This is a genomic window from Cohnella sp. SGD-V74 (assembly GCF_003001675.1).
Classification (GTDB): Bacteria; Bacillota; Bacilli; order Paenibacillales; family Paenibacillaceae; genus Cohnella.
Genome location: NZ_PVYW01000004.1, coordinates 116,793 through 135,607 on the forward strand (window position 1 = coordinate 116,793; position 18,815 = coordinate 135,607).

Annotated in this window: 13 protein-coding genes and 1 pseudogene; 11 read left to right on the forward strand and 3 right to left on the reverse strand. The window is 52.7% G+C overall.

Translation table 11 applies throughout. From position 1 onward, the window contains the following. Positions 1-30 precede the first annotated feature (30 nt). Both B0G52_RS07805 and B0G52_RS07810 read left to right on the forward strand, forming a co-directional pair. Complete coding sequence (locus B0G52_RS07805; RefSeq protein WP_158223622.1) at positions 31-1,779, forward strand: AraC family transcriptional regulator; 1,749 nt, start codon at positions 31-33, stop codon at positions 1,777-1,779. A gap of 225 nt (positions 1,780-2,004) precedes the next feature. Then, positions 2,005-2,832 carry a YitT family protein gene (locus B0G52_RS07810; protein WP_094042976.1) on the forward strand — a complete coding sequence of 276 codons (828 nt, stop codon included), beginning with the start codon at positions 2,005-2,007 and terminating at the stop codon, positions 2,830-2,832. 156 nt (positions 2,833-2,988) lie between these two features. Here B0G52_RS07810 and B0G52_RS07815 read toward each other — a convergent pair whose 3' ends face one another. Together B0G52_RS07815 and B0G52_RS07820 are read right to left on the reverse strand one after the other, a co-directional pair. Beyond that, complete coding sequence (locus tag B0G52_RS07815) at positions 2,989-3,828, reverse strand: alpha/beta fold hydrolase (RefSeq protein ID WP_094042977.1); 840 nt, start codon at positions 3,826-3,828, stop codon at positions 2,989-2,991. 23 nt (positions 3,829-3,851) lie between these two features. Continuing rightward, positions 3,852-4,103 carry a ribbon-helix-helix domain-containing protein gene (locus B0G52_RS07820; protein WP_233162469.1) on the reverse strand — a complete coding sequence of 84 codons (252 nt, stop codon included), beginning with the start codon at positions 4,101-4,103 and terminating at the stop codon, positions 3,852-3,854. A 215-nt stretch (positions 4,104-4,318) separates the two neighbouring features. On the opposite strand from B0G52_RS07820, the gene B0G52_RS07825 reads away from it, so the two are divergent. From B0G52_RS07825 to B0G52_RS07850, 7 genes and pseudogenes are all read left to right on the forward strand, one after another. Beyond that, a complete protein-coding gene (locus B0G52_RS07825) occupies positions 4,319-5,386 on the forward strand; it encodes a fibro-slime domain-containing protein (RefSeq protein WP_158223623.1) in 1,068 nt (355 codons plus the stop codon). 8 nt (positions 5,387-5,394) lie between these two features. Beyond that, entirely contained in the window at positions 5,395-6,528 is a 1,134-nt protein-coding gene (locus B0G52_RS07830; RefSeq protein ID WP_233162508.1) for an S-layer homology domain-containing protein, read from the forward strand. A 470-nt stretch (positions 6,529-6,998) separates the two neighbouring features. Then, positions 6,999-7,745 (forward strand): annotated as a pseudogene (locus B0G52_RS36835) (Kelch repeat-containing protein); the annotation flags it as partial. 87 nt (positions 7,746-7,832) lie between these two features. Next, on the forward strand, positions 7,833-10,355 hold the full coding sequence (locus tag B0G52_RS07835; RefSeq protein WP_233162471.1) for a chitobiase/beta-hexosaminidase C-terminal domain-containing protein: 2,523 nt from the start codon (positions 7,833-7,835) through the stop codon (positions 10,353-10,355). 139 nt (positions 10,356-10,494) lie between these two features. After that, positions 10,495-11,727 (forward strand): aminopeptidase, encoded by a 1,233-nt coding sequence (locus B0G52_RS07840; protein WP_094042981.1) that lies wholly within the window; start codon positions 10,495-10,497, stop codon positions 11,725-11,727. A gap of 269 nt (positions 11,728-11,996) precedes the next feature. Beyond that, positions 11,997-13,043, forward strand: coding sequence for a hypothetical protein (locus B0G52_RS07845; protein ID WP_094042982.1), 1,047 nt, complete (start codon positions 11,997-11,999; stop codon positions 13,041-13,043). Between the two features lie 374 nt (positions 13,044-13,417). Then, on the forward strand, positions 13,418-13,960 hold the full coding sequence (locus tag B0G52_RS07850) for a DoxX family membrane protein (RefSeq protein ID WP_094042983.1): 543 nt from the start codon (positions 13,418-13,420) through the stop codon (positions 13,958-13,960). 692 nt (positions 13,961-14,652) lie between these two features. On the opposite strand, the gene B0G52_RS07855 is transcribed toward B0G52_RS07850, so the two are convergent. Then, entirely contained in the window at positions 14,653-14,955 is a 303-nt protein-coding gene (locus B0G52_RS07855) for a type II toxin-antitoxin system Phd/YefM family antitoxin (protein ID WP_094042984.1), read from the reverse strand. A 375-nt stretch (positions 14,956-15,330) separates the two neighbouring features. Between B0G52_RS07855 and B0G52_RS07860 the strand changes: the two genes are divergently transcribed. Beyond that, complete coding sequence (locus tag B0G52_RS07860; protein ID WP_094042985.1) at positions 15,331-17,088, forward strand: sensor histidine kinase; 1,758 nt, start codon at positions 15,331-15,333, stop codon at positions 17,086-17,088. Further along, the gene (locus B0G52_RS07865) at positions 17,081-18,754 is read left to right on the forward strand and encodes a response regulator transcription factor (protein WP_094042986.1); all 1,674 of its coding nucleotides are present in this window, start codon (positions 17,081-17,083) and stop codon (positions 18,752-18,754) included. Before B0G52_RS07860 ends, B0G52_RS07865 begins: the two co-directional genes overlap by 8 nt. Positions 18,755-18,815: the final 61 nt, after the last annotated feature.

An 18,815-nucleotide genomic window follows, 5' to 3' on the forward strand; every position in this document is an offset into this window, starting at 1 on the left:
TTCGTAGTTACTACCCGTGGAGAGGCGAGAGTGAGTCTGTCGGGAACCGTCTATCGAACCCGCTCGCCCTACATTTTGCACGGAGGGAAGGATGCAGAGCTGGGCTTTATACCGTTGGGAGATGAATTCACCTGCTATTTGATTTTGTATAAAGCCGATTGTGAGTCGCCGGAGGACGGAGAAAGCTTCCATGTGCCGTATGCATTCGCTCCTCATGCGTTGCTGCCTTTGCAGGAAAAGTGCCAGACGATGCAGCGCCTATGGCAGCAAGGAGCTCCAATGGACAGGCTGCAGGCGCAGTCCGTCTTTTTTCCGTTCGTCTACGAGGTCATGCGGCAAATCCGCAAGTCGGCAACCGAAGGCGGAAGGCCGAATCTGGTAACCGAAGCGATTCACTATATTCAAGAGCATTACAAGGAATCGATTACTGCCGAGGAATTGGCCGGGATCTACGATTGCAGCGCAAGCTACTTGGCTCGCTTGTTCAAAAACCAGCTGGCAGTCGGTCCGATCGAATATCTGATTCATGTACGCATTCACAAAGCGAAGCAATTTCTGCTGAAATCGGAGGCTCGTATCCAGGAAATAGCGAGCAGCGTGGGTTATGCTGATGTCTATTATTTCAGCCGCTTGTTCAAGAAGCATACCGGATGTTCTCCGCTCCAGTATCGGGAGGACCACAGGCAGGCGGTTCAGCATAATCCATTGCGTCGGTTAAAATCGTCTATTGTATCCCCATTGCCTGCTTCCCATAATGAGAATGAGATTTATTATCAATGGGATGAGGAAGGGGACACATCGATGTTCGGATTTTCAAGACCAGCGGTCGGAGCCAAGATGCTGCTATGCACAGCTTTGCTTTTGAGCGCATGCCAGGCAGGCGGCAATACAGAGACTCCGGCCTCCCAACCTGCTTCAACGAATGCCGCGGAGGAGAGCGGCACAGCGGAAACAACTCGTATTTACGAGCATCTGAAGGGCCAGACGGAAATTCCCGTGAAGCCTCAGCGCGTCGTCAGTCTGTTTCACTTGGGAGAACTGATGGCGATTGGAGTAAAACCGGTAGGAGCTACTACCTACATTCTGAATAATCCGCTGATAGGCGATACGTCAGATATTGCGGATGTCGGAGTGCCGCCCGATGCGGAGAAGATTCTGTCCCTGGAGCCCGACCTGATTATTACGACGGCGCCGTTCGCCGAGGTAGTCGAGGGCGGTTATGATGCGCTGAGCCAGATCGCGCCGACAATTGTTGTGGAGCAGTACAACGATCCGATCAAGGACGTTGAAATGTTCGGCGATATTCTCGGCAAGCAGGAGGAAGCGCGACAATGGAACGAGGCATTCGCGACCAAGATTGCCGAATACAAGGACAAGATTAGCCCGCTGATCAAATCCGACGAAACTTTCTCGATATTGAATGTGCGTCCCGGCTCGCTATTTGTTTACGGCGACACGAATATGGGAGGCAACATTATTTACAAGTATTTAGGCTTGAAGCCGAACGAGAAAGTCAAGACGGACGTCATTAACGGCGAAACCTGGGAGATATCCGCCGAGGTGCTCACTGATTTCATAGGCGACCATTTGTTGTTGGCCGTGAATGAAGGCGCGGAGGAAGATTTGAAGGGAGTGGACAAGTTTATTCAAAATTCTCCGGCAGGGAAAGCCGGGAACGTCTACAACATCGATTTCAATCAATTCCTGTTCAGCGATCCGATTTCAGTAGAACAGCAGTTGGATATTATCGCGGGTTTGCTGGTTGAAAACAACAAGTAGGGATTGCAGCAGCCTCAAGCGCTTGGCGGCGAATACCGTTTTATAAGCACGTTTCGAGCATGACGGTCTATCGGACCGCTCATGCTTTTTATATATGAATTTTTTTGAAAATCTTGCAGTTATACGTTTTTACGCAGTAAAATTGAAAGGCGGTTTGACGAGATAAAGAAAAGAGGAACTTAAGTGGGAGTAGTTTCTAAACAAGCTTTAATCAGAAAAAAGATCATGAAGGCAGTTACCGTGATTGTTGGCGGTTTTATTACGGCTTATGGCTTGGAAGCGGTGCTTATCCCCAACAACGTATCGGATGGAGGCGTGACCGGCCTAAGCATCGTCGGCTCGCAATGGACGGGCTTGCCCTTGGCGCTGCTGCTCGCACTGATCAATATTCCTTTTATTTTCTTGGGTTATAAGCAGATTGGCAGAAGCTTTGCGATTTATTCCGTGCTTGGCATTGCATCGCTTGCGATCGGTACGACGGTGATGCATCATATCCCGACGATTGTTAAGGGAGATACGCTATTAATTACCGTCGTCGGCGGTATTATTATCGGTTTCGGCATGGGGCTGGCGCTGCGCAACGGCGGCGCTTTGGACGGGATCGACATGCTGGCCGTATTGCTGTCCAGAAGGCTGCCGTTCGGAACGAGCGATCTCATTTTATTCCTGAACCTGTTCGTATTCATGGTCGTCTCGACGGTGTTCGGGCTTCAAGGGGCTATCTTGTCGGGGATTGCTTATTTTATCGCTGCCAAGGTCATTCATATCGTGGAAGAAGGATTCAGCGGCTCCAAAACGTATAAAATCATTACGAGCCAGGCGGAAGAGATGATCGAGACGATTCGCGATCGATTGGGTCGAAGCTCGACCTACACGTTCGTCCACGGCGGCTATTCCAACGAGCAATTCAAAGAAATCACCTGCGTAATCAACCGGCTTGAGGAAAGCAAGATGAGGGAAATTATTAACGAGGTCGACGATAAGGCCTTTATTATTGTATATGACATAGCGGAAGTGAAGGGCGGCAGCTTCCGTAAGCACAATATCCATTAGATGGAATCTGGCAAAAGCTAAACTTCGACCTGCGCGGTCGGAGTTTTTTGTGGGCCGAAGCAGTTCTCCGTTTCTTCTGTTGTGCGATCCCCACCTGAACGCAGCGAGGCTGTACGAGTTTGATGTGTTCGGTTCGCTCACACAGCGGCCTCTGGGCTATTGGCGTTGAACGGAAGAGTCTTCCCGATTGCCAGAGTCGGTAGTCGAGATGAAATCGAGAACCCGTCGATTGAATTCGTGCGGCTCCTCTACAAAAGGAAGGTGGCCGCAATCCCGCATGATCGTTTTGGTCGACAGCCTTAAGCTCGCATGCAAGGTTTCCGCTGTTCGTATGTTAAATGGATGCTCCCGATCCGAAGTAACGATAAGGGTCGGAATACGAATCTCTCCCAACCGGCGGATGGCGTAAGGTCGAATAGCGACGGGCAGGGTCGGGGAGAATCGACAGAAGTTGCTTTCGTTTCTAACATTGCGAAGGACGTTGCTCCGAGCTTCTTCTTTTCTCAAAGGGGGAAAGAAGTACTGCCAGAAACGATTCGCGATGAAGGACTCAATAGCGGCTTGATGTCCTTTTGTCCGAACATTAATATAATTTCTAATGCCTTGCCATGTCATGCTAAGGGGGTAACGATTACCGTTAACGGAAGGCGACACCAGGATAAGGGCTCGAATAAGATGGGGATAGGTGAGAGCGAAGTCTATCGCAACGCCGCCACCGGACGAAGAACCGATTAGCGTGAGAGAATGCAGCTTTAGGGCATCGACCAGGGCTTTCAAATCGTCTACATTCGAGAATGAAGCTTTGGGCGTGCTGGACAAGCCGTATCCGCGCAGGTCGCAAAGAACGAGTTTATGATCTCGGGATAAAGCGTCAATCTGCTCGCTCCAGATTCGGTGATCGTTGAAGTTTCCATGCAATAACACAATCGGCTCCCCGTTTCCGACAACCGTATAAAAAATGCGTCCATCCTCTACCGTTAAATAGTTCCGAATCATAACGCTCTCCCTTTGCGGCTGCTTCACAGACTGTCTGCATGGTGCAGGTTGTCTTCTATAAGGGCTCTCAGCACTTCGGATATCGAGTAATCGCCCTTGCGGCAGCACCGGTCGATCTCTTCCCAGTATTCCTGGGGCAAGGTTAGCGAAATTTTGCGAGTGATTCCGATTGGTTTGCGGCCTGCGCCGTTTCGGGCGCCGCCTCTGCGACCGGCAAGGAGCCCCTGATCTTTGTTCTTCTTCAGTTCCACCGTCTCATCACCCCGTCTTATCATTTCACATCCTCATTTCTCGGTCAATTGATGCTACTTTTTTCAAAATCAAGATGGTGCTGGGAAAACGGTTGTCGCAGAGATCCTTCTGTGATGATTGCTTTTTTGCAATAAAAACCATTTTGTAATATGACAAAAATACAGACTAAGTTCACTATTTGCCCCTGTTTCTTTGTACTATAGTAGTTCCTATGGCAGATGGAAAGGATGGAAGAAAGGTGACAGGGACAAGCAGAAAGTTAGCGATCGCGATCTTGATTATTCTTTTTACTATAGGTCTGATTCCAGGGAAGCTCGGCGCGGGCATTGGCGGCATATCGAACGTTGCGGCGGCTGCAAACGTCTTCAGTCAGGACGGGATCGGATATAGCGGACCTGTGGCCGGAAATGAAGTGGCGGGGAACGCTTTTACGGGATATCGAAGTTGGCCCAACGGATTTACAATAGGATCCTCCGCCTTCGTTGGAGGCGTCTATGACGACACGAGCATATGGATGATCCCGTTTGCGGCCGACCGTCTGATGAAGATCGGAGCTAGCTCCGATCTAAGAGGTCTGACGCTTAGCTCAGGAACGTTGTCGCCGGTGTTCAACGCGGAGACGACGAGCTACACGGCAAGTGTCGGGAACGAAGTGACGAGCATCGACGTTACGCCGACGACGGCAATCGAGCTGCCGGTCACGATTCGCGATTTTTCCGTGCAGGCTCCGAACAGCCATTCTGATTTCGGTAAAACCGGCTTCGGCCCTGAATCGGGTATCGTGAGACCGACGTTGGCTGCGGACCGAACCCCGGAGTTCAATGCTTCGCTCTCGGGACAAGTCGCAAGCGCGAATTCTTTCTACCAATGGTTCCATGACGACGATTCGGTGAACCAGAGAAAGGATACTACGCTTACGCTGATCAGGAACGCAGGAAGCGGCGATTATGAGTTCATTAATCCGACTTATGGTGCTTCCGGAAAGGGTTTCTATCCAATCGACGGGGAGCTGTGGGGGAACGAGGGAAGGGACGGGAATGGGAATGAGCGTAACTTCGATTTTACGCTGGAGGCCCACAGTCAATTCGTCTACCAGGCAGGACAAGGTCAGCGGATGATGCTTGTCACCGACGATGACACCTGGCTGTTCATTAACGGAAAGCTGGCTCTCGATTTAGGCGGAGTACGGGGCGCTACGACCGGCATCGTGTGGCTGGATGGTATGGCAACAACGTTGGGCCTGGTCTCCGATCAAGCTTATGCCATCGATATCTTCCATGCGGATAGAGGGCCGTCGATACGTTAAAGCCGATCATTACACTTAACGGGGCGGCCTCCGTTCAGGTCGTTGCAGGAACAAGCTTCACGGATCCGGGCGCAACGGCTCTGGATAACGGAAGCATAGATCTCACATCGTCAATCGTCGTGTCCGGGGATACGGTGAATACGAGCGTTGTCGGCAGCTATACGGTAAATTACGACGTTACTGATCTCGCCGGCAATTCGGCAGATCGGCTAAGCCGCATCGTAACGGTCGTTGCGCCGTCGTCTGGGGGTTCGTCGCCGTCTGGCGGTTCTCCGTCTTCTACCGCTTCCAGCAACGCAGGGCTGAAGTCGCTAACGTTATCGGCTGGCGAAGAGGGCATGCTGAAGCTAAAGCCGGAGTTCCGGACGGATGTATTTACCTACGAGGCCGACACGAATGCGGCTCAGATCGTCGTCGGCACAGCAACGGATCACGGGGCTGCGAAGACAACGTATCGGCTGAACGGACAAATCGCAGCCGCGGGCACGAAAGCGGATTTGATCGTGGGTAAGAATGAGTTGATTATCCAAGTTCAAGCAGAGGATGGCACGACTCGCACGTATACGGTAAATATCAATCGCAGCTCTCAAGCTGAAGTGCCGGCGTATAGCGACACGGCGAGACACTGGGCAGCGCGGCAGATCGAGCAAGCGTCGCGATTGGGCATTGTCAGTGGATACGCGGATGGTTCGTTCGCTCCGAACAAGTCCGTCTCGCGCGCTGAATTTCTGGTGATGCTGATGAACGCATTGCAGCCGCAGACGAACGGCATCGAGTTGGAATTTGCCGATGCAGGCAGCATTGGAGCCTGGGCGCGCAGCGCCGTGGCACAAGCGCTGCAGGCGGGTATCGTAACGGGGTACGGAGACGGGACTTTCCGTCCGCATGCTGAGATTACGCGTTCCGAGATGGCGGTCATGATCGCGAGGACGCTCGGATTGTCGGCTAAAGGGAATGCAAGCGATACCGGCTTCGCGGACGATCGGGACATTCCGGCTTGGGCCAAGGAGGCAATCGCGGAGCTGAAGCAGCTCGGCGTCGTCAACGGCAAAGGCGCGAACAGTTTCGATTCCGCGGGATTGTCGACCCGGGCAGAGGCCGTGACGGTTGTCTTGAACATGTTGGAGCAGTTAAATAAGTAGGTTACGAGCATGAGCGGTCTGTCGGGACCGTTCATGCCTTTTATGTATGTGCGGCAGAATGCGTCCAATCGCGTGAGGAGATCGGCACCGTCGACAAAGTCGTGCTTGGATGGCTGCAAAAGAGGGGAGCTGACGTAACGCCGGCTCGGTAACGAGCGGCTATTCGATGTTTAGAAAATGTTTAGAGTGACTAGTATAGTTTATGTTTATGATTAGCGCGAAAAATGACTATTTTTGTCGAATGAGAGGAGGAAATGTGAGAAGCCGCAAAGCAAGATTCGTATCGAATACATCCTTGACCATCACATCGATAGAGGAGAACCAAGAATATGAAAAACATCTTTCAGAAACTACTTGCATCGTTATTAATTATGGCGCTCATGTGGCCAGCCGGATTCAACGGCGTATTGGCTGCCGATGATCTCGCTTCAATGCCCGGGGATGCGCGACAGTTGCTTGGGGCGGTTACAATGGCCGACGGCAAGGTGATGGTAATCGGGGGGAACAATGGGATTAACCATTTGACCTCAACTCTGATCTATGATCCTGCAACCAATACATGGTCTTCGGGCACTTCCCTGCCCAAACCTATTTTCAGCCATGCTGTCACTTTGCTGAAAGATGGGAGGATATTGGTAGCTGGTGGAAACAGCTTCAGCAACGGCGTCTCATCGGATGTCTTTATCTATAATCCTTCTACGAGTACATGGAACAGTGCTGCCTCATTGTTGACGGCACGAGCCAGTGCCGCTGCATCGACTCTGCCCGATGGTAAAGTATTGGTTGTCGGCGGCGGAAATGATGAAGGGGATTTGCAATCCACCGAGATTTATGATCCGATTAACGATACTTGGTCTGCGGGGCCGGATCTGCCAGGCACACGCAAAGAAACCAGTGCCTCGCCCTTAGGGGACGGCCGCGTGTTGGTAGCGGGCGGTACGGTAAATGGAATGATGTCCGAGAGTGCGCTCATTTATGATCCCGTCCTTAATAGTTGGTCGGCAGCGGCCAACATGCCGTCGCAGAGATACGTCCATGCTTCCACTTCTTTGCTAGATGGAAGAGTTGCACTCAACGGCGGACTCAACTCCAATTATGAGATGCCTACATCGACAGCCATCTACGATCCCGAAACGAACGAATGGAATATTGGGACGACTACGAATGTCGGTCGGGTTGGCCATGCCGCTGTTCTGCTTCCCAACGGTAAAGTATTCGTTATCGGAGGATCTGGCGTTAGTGGCCCGGTCCGGAGCAGCGAATCTCATACCCAGACGCCTCGAACGCCAAGGCCGACGGCAAACGTGTCTTCCGGCGAGATCTCACCGGGGACGAACGTTACGCTGTCCTCGATTGTGACGGGTTTGAATATCCATTACACGACGGATGGCAGCACGCCGACTCTTGCAAGTCCAATCTATACAGGTCCGATCCCGGTGAATGAATCCATGACGATCAAAGCGATTGCGCATCATGCGAGCTGGGGGATCAGCCGCATGTTGAGCGTCGACTACACGATCAGCGTTCCGCGCGCCGCAAAACCGACGGCAAGCCCGGCAAGCGGAGCCGTAGCGTTCGGAACGATGGTCGCTTTGACGACCGAGACGGAAGACGCAGTCATCCACTACACGACGGACGGCAGCACGCCGACGGTGAGCAGCTCCGTATACAGCTTCGTGTACAGTACTCCGATCAGCATTACGGGCGCGATGACGATTAAGGCGATCGCGGTGAAAGCTGGAATACTCGACAGTGCCGAGATGACGGAGGCGTATATAGTGCTGCCTCAAGCGGCTGCTCCGACGGCCGCTCCGGCAGGCGGAGCTGTAGCGTCCGGAACGACGGTTGCTCTGACGACCGAGACGGAAGACGCGGCGATCTACTACACGACGGACGGCAGCACGCCGACGGAGAGCAGTCCAGTCTACAGCGCGCCGATCATCATCACGAGCGCAACGACGATTAAGGCGATCACAGTGAAGTCAGGCATGATCAATAGCACCGAGATGACGGAATCCTATACGCTGATGTCTCAAGTCGCAACGCCGACAGCGAGCCCTTCAGGAGATGCTGTAGCATCCGGGACGCTGGTCGCCTTGACAACCGAGACGGAAGACACGACGATCCACTATACGACGGACGGCAGCACGCCGACGACGAGCAGTCCTGTCTACAGCGCACCGCTAAGCATTACGAGCGCGATGACGATTAAAGCGATCGCGGTGAAAGTCGGAATGATCGACAGTGCCGAGATGACGGAGTCGTATACGGTGCTGCCTCAAGCGGCTGCTCCGACGGCCGCTCCGGCAGGCAGTGCCGTCTCGTCCGGAACGACGGTCGCCTTGACGACTGTGACGGAAGACGCGGCGATCCACTACACGACGGACGGCAGTACGCCGACGGAGAGCAGTCCAGTCTACAGCGCGCCGATCATCATCACGAGCGCAACGACGATTAAGGCGATTGCAGTGAAAGCCGGCATGACCAATAGCGCTGTCATGAGTGCGAGCTATACCATCGCTGCCCCGCCAACAGGATCGACGCCAACGCCCTCGGCTCCAACACAAGTGCAACCTACGGACGCGAGCGTCCTGGTAAACGGTAAAGTCGAATACGCAGGCACGGCAATCACCGCTCAGAAGGATGGCCGGTCGATCACGACCATCGTTATCGATCAGCAGAAGCTGGAGCAACGATTGGCAGCGGTTGGCGCTCGTGCAGTGATTACGATTTCGGCCAACGCGGCTGCGAATGTGGTTGCAGGCGAACTGACCGGTCAGATGGTCAAGAATATGGAAAGCAAGCAGGCTGTTGTAGAAATCAAGACGGATGCTGCAACGTACAGTCTCCCCGCGAGGCAGATTGACATTGATGCTGTGTCCGCAGCGATCGGAAGCAACGTGAACTTGCAGGAGATTAAGGTGACGATTGAAATCGCGGAGCCGAAGAGCGAGACCGTAAAGGTCGTTAACCAAGCTGCTTCCATGGGGAATTTCACGCTCGTCGTGCCGGCGCTGGAATTCAATGTGCGTGCGACATATAATAGCCAGACGGTGGAGGTAAGCCGGTTTAACGCTTATGTGGAACGAACGGTAGCTATCCCTGAAGGCATAGATCCAAGCAAGATTACGACCGGGGTAGTCGTCGAAGCGGATGGAACGGTACGCCATGTTCCGACGAAAGTGATCCAAATCGATGGAAAATATTACGCTAAGATCAATAGCTTAACGAACAGCGTTTATTCCGTCGTATGGCATCCGCTGGAGTTTTCGGATGCGGCTAACCATTGGGCAAGAGAAGCCGTTAACGATATGGGATCGCGTATGGTGGTTAACGGTTTTGAAGACGGGACGTTTAAACCGAATGAGGACATGACACGAGCAGAGTTTGCAGCTATCGTGGTTCGCGGGCTAGGACTTAAGTTGGTTAAGGGGAGTGCTTCCTTCAGCGATGTCCGTGCTAACGATTGGTATAACGATGCGATTCATACGGCTTTGACCTATGGCTTAATCGATGGGTTCAAAGACGGCACTTTCCAGCCTCAAGACAAAATTACCCGTGAACAAGCGATGACCATTATCGCGAAGGCTATGGAGATAAGCGGGTTAAAAGACAAATTGGATGGTCGGGACGCAGTGGAGATAGCGGAACGATTCCAGGATTTCGATACTGTCGCTGGGTGGGCCAAGAGCGGCGTCGGCGAGACGATTGCTGCTGGCATCGTTACGGGCAGGAAGAACGATACTTTGGATCCCAAATCCCACGTAACTCGTGCGGAGGTAATGGTCATGATCCGAAAATTGTTGATCCAATCCGAATTGATCTAGGTTAGGATAGCTTTCTGCAAAAAAAGATGGATATTGCAATGGCGGCATCAGGGAGGCTATCCCTGGCCGCCGTTGCGCGTTTTTGTGTGCCGTATGGATCTGTTACAATTGTTCTGTATCTGATCAAAGGAGCCTCAACATGAACAATCTCGAAATTCTTCTCAACAAATACGCCGAGCTGGTCGTCAAGGTCGGAGTGAACATCCAGCCCGGGCAAGTGCTTATTGTTCACTCCCCGATCGAGACCGCGGAGCTTGCCCGAGCCATTGTCTCGCATGCGTACGAGGCAGGAGCCAAGTACGTTATGGTCGAGTGGGACGACGACGCGGTAACACGGGCACGGTTCGAGAAAGCCGCGGACGATTCCTTTGACTTTTACCCTCAATGGCAGGCGGATGCTATGGTAAGGTTCGCTGAAGAGGGCGGAGCGATTTTGCATATTAAAGTGCCCAATCCGGATTTGTACCAAGGCATCGATTCCGGCAAAGTATCTAGAGCGGTCAAAGCTGCCGCAGTCGCCCGCAAGGAATACTCGAAGTATACGAGGAGCAGTAAAATCAGTTGGTCGCTGATCAAAGCGCCGACCCGTGCATGGGCGGACAAAGTGTTCGCCGACCTTCCGGAGGAAAAGCGGATCGAAGCGATGTGGGAAGCGATCTTCCGCATGGTTCGCGTATATGAGGACGATCCGGTTGCCGCGTGGCGCGAGCATATCCGGCAATTAAAGACGAGGCAGAATCTGCTGAACGCCAAGCGCTACAAAAGTCTTCGCTATCGCGCTCCCGGGACGGACATTCGCGTGAGTCTCCCCGAAGGGCACTTGTGGCGGGGAGGCGGCGGGGAGAACGAGAAGGGCATCTACTTCGTGGCGAACATGCCGACCGAAGAAGTGTATACGATGCCGCACCGGTTGGGCGTGAACGGAACGGTGAAGAGCACTCTGCCGCTTAACTTGAACGGCAGGCTCATTGAAGGCATTACAATGACCTTCCAAGATGGGAAAGTGGTTTCCTACGATGCGGAGTCCGGCAAGGAGCACCTTGCTTCGCTGCTCGACACGGACGATGGCGCTTCGTATCTCGGCGAGATTGCTTTGGTTCCGCACGATTCGCCGATCTCCAACATGAACCGGATTTTCTACAATACGGGGATCGACGAGAACGCTTCTTGCCATTTCGCCCTGGGCAGCGCATACCCTGTGAATCTGGAAGGCGGAACGAAGCTTGCTCCGGAGCAATTGTTGGAACGGGGGGCGAACGTCAGCCTGACGCACGTCGACTTCATGATCGGATGCGCTGAACTCGATATCGACGGCGAGCTTCCGGATGGTAAGCTCGAACCTGTTTTCCGCAAAGGCAATTGGGCCTATTGAAAGTGGAGAGGTCGGCTGATTCTTCGTGGTGGCGATCTCGCACCGACCGTCCATTTTCTGGAGAAATAACGCTGCGCCACTCGTAGAATTCTTCAATTATTGGTAAAATATTGGAGTATAAGCGGGAATATTGGCGAAGGCGGTGCCGCATGTCTCTTGTGTTTAATAAAAAAAGCAAGTCGCAATCCTCCTCCGGCAACAAAACCGGCAGTCACCAGGACAGGAAGTTCGGCCTGATTCCTCAACCGAGTACCGTTGGAGATTCACTCTTGGAGCTTCAGCAGTCCATAGGCAACCAGGAAGTGGAGAGGTTGTTGAAGGGCGATTCTACCGATGAGCTCTCGACGAAGTCCGGGTCGTCGAATGACATGGAAGATTTGCTGCTTGATTTCGGAGAAGAGGAGAAGACGCGGGAGGACACGGAGAAGGTGAACCGTTCTCTCAAACCGTCGGTTCCGATGGAGACGCTGCAGGATCAATTTGCGGAGGTGCTTGAGGAAGCTTCCGACTACGAGAAGATGCCGGATTACATCCAGATGCTGGCTCAATCGAACGAAGAGATGTACGACCTGCCTCCCGATGAAGCGCGGGCCGAGATGAACAAGCTGGTGCACCTGCACAAGCTCGCCCAGGCCAAATATGCCGAACAGAACGTCAAGGTGCTGGCGAGATTTTTCGTCCAGGACGAAAACTCCGGCGTGACGCATCCCGGTTTGAATTCGTGGGCGCACTTGGCCGGGGAGCGGTCGAATCTTTCCGACGAAACCGTCCAGCAAAGCGCGAAGCAGCATATGAAGTATGGGCACGACGTTCCCGGCAAGGAGGGGATTATGAAGAACAGTCCCTTCGTGTCGACGACGGAGGATCTTGGGATGGCCTTGCTGGCAGACAGCAAGTATAACAAGAAGAAAAATATGGCGCGCATGACGTCTCGGTTAGACGCTCCCGGGGACAATCGCAAAACCGACCTGCGGAAGCAAATGATGATGAAGAAATCGTCGTCCGCTCCGTCCGAGCAGGTTGGGGGAAAATATTACTCGGAGCGGATCGATCGGCTGATCTACGGACACGGGAGCGAGGGGATGAATCGGAACTTGATGAGCCAAGCTCCCGTGGCCAACAAATTGGCGTTTATCGCGGTGAACTCCGGGGCCGATCACTTGTACACGCCGGAGGATGTCCAGGGCGAACCGATGGATTGCTGCACGCTGGAGGCGGAGAATACGGTGTTTGCTCCCGACCAGGACCTGAATGAGCTCGCGCTGCATATTCAGGATAACAGCATGGTCGCGCTGAAAAACGAGGGCAAGCTTTGAAGCTCGAGTCATCCGGGAATGCACTCGGCTAGTGTGGCGAAGAAGCTCGATTATTTCGAGCTTCTTTCACTTTGTCGCGGCTCTCTAAGGGGGCTCTAACTTTACCTGAACTTCCTGAACCTTTTTTTGGCCGGGGCACACGCTCACGAATGTGTCATGTTGATGAATACGTCACGCTTTGTGATTTTAATCACAATCATTTTCTGACAATGGCCTTACAATAAAGACATGAAAGACAGACAGCCAACGAGGATGGTGATCCCGATGTCAGCGAAACGATCTCATACATCGGTGAATATGACGATACAGACCAACGGATAATCGGAAGTCGAGCAAATCTCCGCCAAAACCAAACCCAATAGGGAGTGAGTACGATGATGAAATTTTGGAGAGAAAACCGCATAGCGGCGGTCATTATAACAATTGTAAGATTCGTAGTCGGATATGCTTGGTTGACGGCCGGATGGCACAAACTGACCGGCGAGACGCCGTTTAACGCAGCAGGCTTCCTGAACAACGCGATCAACAACCCGATCGTCGACAAGGCGACAGGCGAAGCGGTCTACCCGACCTACGTAGCGTTCCTTGAGCACTTCGCCCTCCCGAACGTCAAGCTCATCAACATTATGATTCCTTGGGGCGAATTCCTGGTCGGACTTGGACTCATCCTTGGAACGTTGACCTTAACGGCCGCATTCTTCGGGCTCCTGATGAACTTCATGTTCCTCTTCGCCGGAACTGTAAGCACGAACCCTTGGCTCTTGCTCCTGGGCATGCTGGTTGTCGTCGCCGGAACGAACGCAGGGCGCTTCGGACTTGACCGCTACGTGCTCCCGCTCATCCACAAAGGCACCGACCGCCTCTTCCACCGCAAGCCGAAAAACCCGACAACCGGTGAAGGGGCGCTGGCCGAGTAGAACCAAGTAGATTCAAATAGATTACACTTTCCATCTCTCATAGTCAGGCAACAAGAGGCGCTTCCGATATCCGGAGCGCCTCTTGCACATAGGTTGCAGCCTTCCTCCGGCCTTCTAATTTTACGCAGGTCAGTGGAGGGGCTTGGATCGGGTCATTGCTGCATCACTCCAGCTTGGTTCCGGCAAACCAAACACCTCGCAGTGAACCCTTGGCTGTGGCTTGCGGTAAGATAGAACAAGTCGTTCTATTTCTTGGACAGATCGTGTTTATTTTCCTTAATTGGGTCTCCCTTTACACGTATCATATCCTTCCACCTTTTTTGTTTCTCGTGGAGCTTACGAGATTCTTCTTTGGTTAGTTTCCTTAATGTCCTCATCCGGGAATGAGCGATTTTAAATGCCGCATCACGATTACGTCGCTCAATGGTCAGTACAAGGACGATACGAAGCACATGAACGACTTGATCCGTCACGCGGTATACGATGCGAATACCTGCGTCACTTAGCTTTATCTCTCTGCAGCCTGCGAGTTTAGTATCAGCTATTATTCCTCAGCGACTTGCCGACTTCATCTGCTCGCAGGATTAGTTCGTCGATCGATTTGTTTACTATGCTGAGAACAGAACCATCCAGCCGGTTTTACTCCTCTTCGGCATCGGGATCGAATCGAACATCAAAACGATCTTCGGACATCATGACTCCGGATTTCTCCTGATGTCTTTCCATGATTTTGCGGCTGATGGATTCTGCTCGTTCCGTTCGATGCGCTGTAACAAGAGACGGTTCTCTTCTTCATTCTCTAGCTGAGTGAGCCGATCGTACATTTGCTCGAAGAGTTCATAGCTAATTAAGACGGAATCGACAGTACCGTTATCCGTAATAAATTGAGGGAGTTTCTTGGCTTTTTTTCGCAGGTCGCCAAACTTTTTGGCTGCTTCCGACGAGGTAATTAACTGATCAACGGTAAGTGTTGGTTTGGTCATCGTCTTCACCATCCTTATTTCTCCTTCCTAATCTTATTATTTTATGCTCATTTTTAAAATAGTCATACTTACTTTACTCATTATGTTACGGAAAATTATGCGCAATTACAAGGGAGCTGACGGGAATCTATCGCAAGCAAGGGCCACACAGTCCCCCAGTTAAAATCCACAATCAACTCCGCTGAACACGCCCGCAAAATGCAGGATGTACAGCGCTTAGCGACATACGCCCGATGACCCAATCAACAAGTCAACAAATCGAAAGAAAGTCATTCGATTGAGATTGCACGCGATTTGTTCAGGCTATTAATCTTAAGAAAACGGGCCTTATAATAGAACAAAAACGAAAATTGTCGAAGGACAGTCTGCATCCGAAGGAGCGATCGCTTGAAGAAGACACCCTCGATTTGGCCCAGATTATTCGTGTACCAGAAGATCATGATCGTGTTTTGCGTACTGGTCGTTCCGAGCTACGCCCTCAGCCTGTGGCTGAATACGACGGGCATGAATTTTATCCGCAAGCAGTATTCCGACTCCATCGTCTCCAATGCAACCTTCTATGCCGACCAACTTAATCGGCAGATCTCCTTTATCCGCAGCCAGCAGCTTCAGGTCATGAACAATTCCGACGTCCAAAATTTAAGCTTTCTCGCGGGAACGCTGAACACCTATGAATTGCTTCAATACTTCAGAAAAATATCGGAGCAGTTGGCGGCGATTCAAAGCTCCGACGATTTTGTCGTCAATGCCGGCATATACGTCCGCTCGCTGGGCAGGGGGATCTCCATTCGGGAAGGCATGACCGAGCCGTCCGATAGCGTATGGAAGCTCGTCTCCGACTATTCTTCGATATCGAATCATACTTCCATGATCGATATCCAAGGAAGGTTATTTTTCATAGAGACGTCCAACAGCGGCAAGATTGTCTCGTTCGTAGAGCTGTCGGCGGCCAAGTTCGGCGAATCGCTGGCCAGTCTCGTAAAACCCGATAACGATGCGGGGGCAGTGCTTTCCATCGATCGGGAGAGTCCGGGAATTTCTACTCAAGAGGATAACGGGCTTTTTCGAAATTTAATGCAGCCCGGCGATTGGGATGACGCGAAGCGGCAGACGGGGGCGTTCAGCGACGTTCGCGCTTTTGAAGGAAAGCGCTATCAGATCACCTCGGAACGAATCCGTTCGATCGGATGGGTTTTATTTACGTATACGGATCAGAACAAAGCGACGGGACCGCTTAAGCTGTTCCTGAAATGGTTAACGGCGCTGACGGTCATTTCCGTCGTCGTCATTTTCCTGTTTTCCTTTTCGATCCATGCCATCATTCATCGTCCGCTTCGCAAGCTGATCCGATCCTTCGAGTCGTTAAAAGGCGATAACCGAATGTTCTCCGACAGATCCGCCAAGGACAACGAATTTCTATATCTTTTTCGCAGCTACGATCAAATGGTCGAGAGATTAAACGATTCCATCCGGCAAAATTACGAACAGAAGCTGGCCCTGCGTCAGTCCGAGCTTAAGCAGCTTCAATCGCAGATCAATCCTCATTTCCTCTACAACGGATTTTATAGCATCTACCGGCTTAGCAAGACGGGGGATATCGAAGGCGTCGGCACCTTGTCCCAGAAGCTGTCCAGCTATTATCAATTTATTACGCGCAGCGGTGCGGCCGAGGTTCCATTAAGCGCGGAATATCGGCATGCGATGGACTATTGCGACATTCAGCGTATCCGGTTCTCCAATCGCATCCGCATCGACGCCGCCGCGCTCCCGGAAGCCTGCGGCTCGATTCAAGCGCCTCGCCTGATCATACAGCCGATTATCGAGAACGCCTTCGAGCATGCATTCGACTCGGAACCGGGCAGGGGCTATATTCGAATTCTGGCGAGCTGCGCGATGGATCGATTGGTCATTTCCGTAGAGGATGACGGACGCTCGTTAACGGACGATTCCCTAAGCAAGCTCAAGACGAGGTTGGCCGACGTGTGGAGTGCCTCGGAAACGACTGGGCTCATTAACGTAGCCCGACGGATCGTGCTTCATTATGGAGAAGGCAGCGGGCTAACCATATCGAGAAGCGAGCTGGGAGGCTTGAAAGCGGAGATTGTCATTTTACCGAACGACTCAAGGAGGACGGCCGATGTATAGACTGCTGATCGTAGACGACGAGCCCGTCATACTCGAAGGCCTCGTGCAATTGTTCGAACAACTGGACGAGCCGAAGCTGGACGTATGCCAAGCCTATTCCCCGGGGGAAGCCATCGAGCTTGCGAAGAGAACCAAAATCGACATCGTGCTAAGCGATATCCGCATGCCCGGCAAGACCGGACTTCAAATGATCGACGATATCGTATTTTACTGGCCCGATTGCCGGATTATTTTCCTGACCGGGTACAGCGAGTTTGATTATATTTACACGGCTTTTCAGAAAAACGTAGAGAGCTTCATCCTGAAAACGGAGGAGGACTCCGTCGTAATCGCAGCCGTGAGGTCGGCGGTCGGCAAGCTGGATTCCGAGCTGAACGAGCGAATGCTGGCGGAGCAGGCGGAGGTGCGCAATCGGGAGATGAATGAGCTGCTGAAAGCCGAGACAATCCGCGCTTTTCTTGCCGGAGAACGGCTCCCTCATTCGATTCACGACTGGTTCCCAACGGGCCAAGAGCGGGAAGGAGCGGACCGCTCGATCTTGCTGCTGGTCGGACGCGTAATCGATTCCTCTTCCGAGATGGGCTACGCCGCCAAGCTGAAAGCTTTAACGGTCGTTCGGGGGTTATTTGACGATCTGTTCCCCCGGTGGCTTCTCGCCGAATCCGCGGTATACGACTCCTCCACGCTAGTCTGGCTGGTACGTTGCTATCCAGGGGATGAACGATTCGGTTCGGCGGACGGCGCGGTCGATTGGCCGGGAGTAGCCGCGCACTTGAGGGGCGTGCTCGAAGCGGTCCAGAACGGCTGCCGCGATACGCTGGACCTGCACATCTCGTTCGCGATTACGGGGCCTGCCGTCCATGAGGAGGGCATCCCCGATTTATTTCGCCAAGCCCAATCCTTCATCGGTCCTTCGCTCGCGCGCGAGCCTTCGCTCGTCGTCATCGGCGCCCATTGGGAAGGTGCGGAATGGCTAGGGGGCAAGCTGATTTCCCTCGACCTCCAACCTTTCAAGCAGCGAGTTAAACAGTTGGAGCAAGCGCTTGCGGAAGCCGATGAAGCGCGCGCCGCAGCTTTATGCCGCGAATTGTTAACCCGCTTAAAGGAGCAGATGCTCGCCAACCCCTGGACGGGAACGGAGCTGTATTACGAATTTGCATTGCTCTATTTCGCCAAACTGGGCGACGTGGAAGGGGAGGATGCGAGGCGGGTGCCGCTGCGGCTTCAATTGCTCACGTTATTGTCCGTTCCCAAGGACTGGGGCAAAGCCGAGGAGGACTGGCTGCGATTGACTTCAGAGCTATGCGCCCTGCAGCAGTCCCGCGAATACGACCGTGAGCAGAAGATCATAGAGCGGGTTCACCGGTTTGTGGACGATAATATTGGGCGGCATCTGTCTTTGGCTCAGATCGCGGAGGCGGTCTACTTTAATCCGTCCTATCTGTCGAGGTACTACAAGAGGATAACCGGGCGCAATCTGTTTGATTATATCAACGGCTCGAAGGCGGATGCGGCATGCGCTTTGCTGGAGAATCACCAGATGAAAATTCAGGATATCGCGATGAAGCTCGGCTTTGAATCCGCTTCGTATTTCACGACGTTTTTTCGCAAAATGTTCGGCAGAAGTCCCCAAGAGTACCGGGAGGAGCTTCAGAACAGGAAGTAAACGGAGTTCAAGGATGTCAACCGTTTGTGATTGTCCGCTCCCCGCGCGACCTTCTATCATG